The sequence below is a fragment of the Mycobacterium sp. TH-M11 genome (genome assembly GCF_057473725.1).
Genome location: NZ_JBYCLD010000143.1, coordinates 1 through 3,255 on the forward strand (window position 1 = coordinate 1; position 3,255 = coordinate 3,255).

5 protein-coding genes are annotated in these 3,255 nt (G+C 66.9%); 3 read left to right on the plus strand and 2 right to left on the minus strand.

The window, feature by feature from the left end:
- Nucleotides 1-259: DUF3515 domain-containing protein (locus AC2VOG_RS06190; protein WP_486939036.1), on the plus strand; the 259-nt coding region annotated here is incomplete at its 5' end.
- Nucleotides 260-271: 12 nt separating this feature from the next.
- Here AC2VOG_RS06190 and AC2VOG_RS06195 read toward each other — a convergent pair.
- Complete coding sequence (locus AC2VOG_RS06195; RefSeq protein ID WP_486939039.1) at nucleotides 272-1,393, minus strand: D-alanine--D-alanine ligase family protein; 1,122 nt, start codon at nucleotides 1,391-1,393, stop codon at nucleotides 272-274.
- 57 nt (nucleotides 1,394-1,450) lie between these two features.
- Nucleotides 1,451-2,452, minus strand: coding sequence for an NAD(P)H-dependent glycerol-3-phosphate dehydrogenase (locus AC2VOG_RS06200; protein WP_486939037.1), 1,002 nt, complete (start codon nucleotides 2,450-2,452; stop codon nucleotides 1,451-1,453).
- 349 nt (nucleotides 2,453-2,801) lie between these two features.
- On the opposite strand from AC2VOG_RS06200, the gene AC2VOG_RS06205 reads away from it, so the two are divergent.
- Nucleotides 2,802-3,101: a PE family protein gene (locus AC2VOG_RS06205; protein ID WP_486939038.1), complete on the plus strand. Its 300-nt coding sequence runs from the start codon at nucleotides 2,802-2,804 to the stop codon at nucleotides 3,099-3,101.
- A 12-nt stretch (nucleotides 3,102-3,113) separates the two neighbouring features.
- Nucleotides 3,114-3,255 (plus strand): PPE domain-containing protein (locus AC2VOG_RS06210; RefSeq protein WP_486939040.1); only part of this gene is annotated, 142 nt, incomplete at its 3' end.

The window sequence follows — 3,255 nt, forward strand, 5'->3', positions numbered from 1 at the left end:
CGGGGATCCCGTCGTACTGCGATGTGGCCTGGATCGGCCGGCCGACTTCGTCGTCGGAACCCCGATCCAGGTCGTCGACAACGTGCAATGGTTCGACGTCAACCAGGATCAGCGATCCACCTGGTACACCGTCGACCGCTCCGTCTACGTGGCGCTGACGTTGCCGCGAGGCTCCGGACCGACGCCGATCCAACAACTCTCCGAACTGATCGACCGCGTCCTGCCGGCCCACCCGATCGATCCGTCGAGACCGGGCTAACCCCAAACCGAGCTAGCGCAGACCTATCCCCTGCGACAGCGCGGTGTCCACCATGGTCGCGAGCAGGGTTTGGTAGTCCACGCCGCTGGCCGCCCACATCCGGGGATACATCGAGATCCTGGTGAATCCTGGCATCGTGTTGACCTCGTTGATCAACGGCCCGTCGTCGGTGAGGAAGAAGTCCACCCGCGCCAGACCCCGGCCGTCGATCGCCCTGAACGCCCGAATGGCCAACTCCCGCACGGCATCACTGACGTCGTCGTCGATCTTGGCGGGTACGTCGAGTTCGGCCGCGTCATCGAGGTATTTGGTCGCAAAGTCGTAGAAAGAATCCTCACGGCCGCGGACCCCGGCCACCCGGATCTCACCGACGGCGCTGGCTCGCACTGTGCCATCGGGGAATTCGAGTACGCCGCACTCCAGTTCGCGGCCATCGATCGCCGACTCGACGATCACCTTCGGGTCGTGCTTGCGGGCGTAGGCGATCGCGTCGGGCAGTTCCTGACGACTGGTGACCCGGCTGACACCGATCGAGGAGCCACCGCGGGCTGGTTTGACGAATGCCGGAAACCCAAGCCGGTCAACCTGTTCGGTGTCCAGCATGGATTGCGATGGCCGTAGCACCGCGTAGTCGCCGATCGGCAGTCCCTCGGCCACCAGCAGCTTCTTGGTGAACTCCTTGTCCATTCCCGCCGCGCTGGCCAGCACCCCGGCACCAACGTACGGCACCCCGGCGAGCTCAAGCAGGCCTTGAATGGTGCCGTCTTCGCCGTACGGCCCATGCAGCACCGGGAACACCACGTCGACCGCGGCCAACACCTCGGCCCCGCCCGGCGACAGTGCGATGAGCTGCCCAGCCCGCCCGGGGTCCGCAGTCAGCGCCAGCTCTCTGCCCGACTGCGCGCTCACTGCGGGCAATTGCCGGTTGGCGATCGCGAGCGCGTCCGGGTCGCCGTCGGTCAGTACCCACGAGCCTTCCGGGGTGATGCCCACCGCGACGACATCGAACCGTTCCGGGTCCAGGTTGCGCAGGATGCTGCCCGCCGAGACGCAGGAAATGGCGTGCTCGTTGCTGCGTCCGCCGAATACAACGGCAACCCGGACACGGCCCTGATCGGGCGTACCGGAAGGCAGGCGGGCGTCCACAGTCTAGAGAGGCTACCGTCTGGTGCTGCGGTGCCGGTTACGAGCTCATTCCGGCTTGGTGCTGCGCCCCAGCAGCGCGATCACCGCCTGATCCACCGACAAGCCCTTGTGACAGACCCGATGGACGGCGTCGGTCAGCGGCATTTCGACGTCGTAACTGGAGGCCAGCGCCAGCACCGACGTACACGAGGTCACCCCTTCGACGACGTGGCCATCGCGCGCCCGCATCGCCGACTCCAGGGTTTCGCCGCGCCCCAGGCTTTCGCCGAAGGAACGATTGCGCGACCGCGGCGAGGTGCAGGTGGCGACCAGATCGCCCACCCCTGCCAGGCCGGCCATCGTCGCAGCCTTGGCGCCGACCGCGATGCCGAGCCGCATGATTTCGGCCAGGCCGCGGGTGATGATCGCCGCCGCCGTGTTTTCCCCGAGCCCGAGGCCGGCCGCCATCCCGCAGGCCAGCGCGATCACGTTCTTGCAGGCGCCGCCGATCTCGGTGCCGATCACGTCGGCGTTGGTGTACGGCCGGAAATACCCGGCGTTGAGCATCCGCTGCAGCGCCACCGCGCGACCGGAGTCGCTGCAGGCGATGACGGTGGCGGCCGGCTGACCGGCGGAGATCTCGCTGGCGAGGTTCGGCCCGGAGATCACCGCGACCTGCGACGGGTCGACGCCGGTCACGTCGACGATGACCTGGCTCATCCGCATCAGCGTGCCCAACTCGATGCCTTTGGCGGTACTGATCAACGTTGCTCCGGTGGCGAACAGACCGTTCCACTGTTGGAGGTTGGCGCGCATCGTCTGCGCGGGCACGGCCAGCAGCACCGTCGTCGCCGCATCGAGCGCCTCTTCGGCATCCGCGGTGGCCCTGATGCCCGCGGGCAACTGCACGCCCGGCAGGTAATCGGGATTGCGAAGACTGCCATTGATTTCCGCGGCAAGCTCGGGCCGGCGCGCCCACAACGTCACCTCGCCGCCGGCATCGGCCAGCAACTTGGCCAGCGCCGTACCCCACGCGCCGGCACCCATCACTGCTGTCGCGGTGGACATGATCTGACTGGGCCTCCGTCGTCGTCAAGGGTGACACCTACTGCCGGGGCTTCACGGTAGCCCAGCGACCGTGCAAATCTCACCGCGCCGGGATCCTGCGGCAGCGGTCGGATCGTTGGTTGCACCTTCGACGCGGCCGGTCGAGCCGGGATCAGCCCGTCGTGCAGCCCAGCCCGTGATCCCTAACCGACCTTCTTGATCCTGTTCCACCTTTCGTGATATTCGTTGGGTCTAGTGATAATGATATTCATTGTCGTTTAGTTCTGCAGATGTGTTCCGTGCGCGTGGTCGACATGACGCGAGCTGCGTCCGCGAACAGACGTGTCTGTCTCAACGAGGAAGGGGTGCCATGTCTTTTGTCACTGCGCAACCGGAGCTACTTGAGGCGGCTGCGGGGCATTTGGCCGGGGCCGGTTCGGCGGTGTCGGCTCACAACGAAGCGGCCGCGGCCCCGACGACCGGTGTGATTCCCGCCGCCGCCGACCCGGTGTCGGCGCTGACCGCAGCCCAGTTCGCCGGCTACGGACACCTGTATCAGGCGATCGGCGCGCAGGCTGAACAGATTCTGTCGATGTTGGTCAGCACCTTGCGAACCAGCGCGGGCTCCTACGCGCTGACCGAGGCCGCCAACGCTGTGGTCGCCGGTTAGTTCGGGCGGGTGATGGCGGGTGTGGATTTCGGGGCGTGGCCCCCGGAGGTCAGCTCTGGTCTGATGTATGCCGGCCCGGGCCCGCAATCGCTGTCAGCGGCAGCGACGGCGTGGGCCGGCCTGGCAACAGAGCTGGATTCGGCCGCCGGCATCT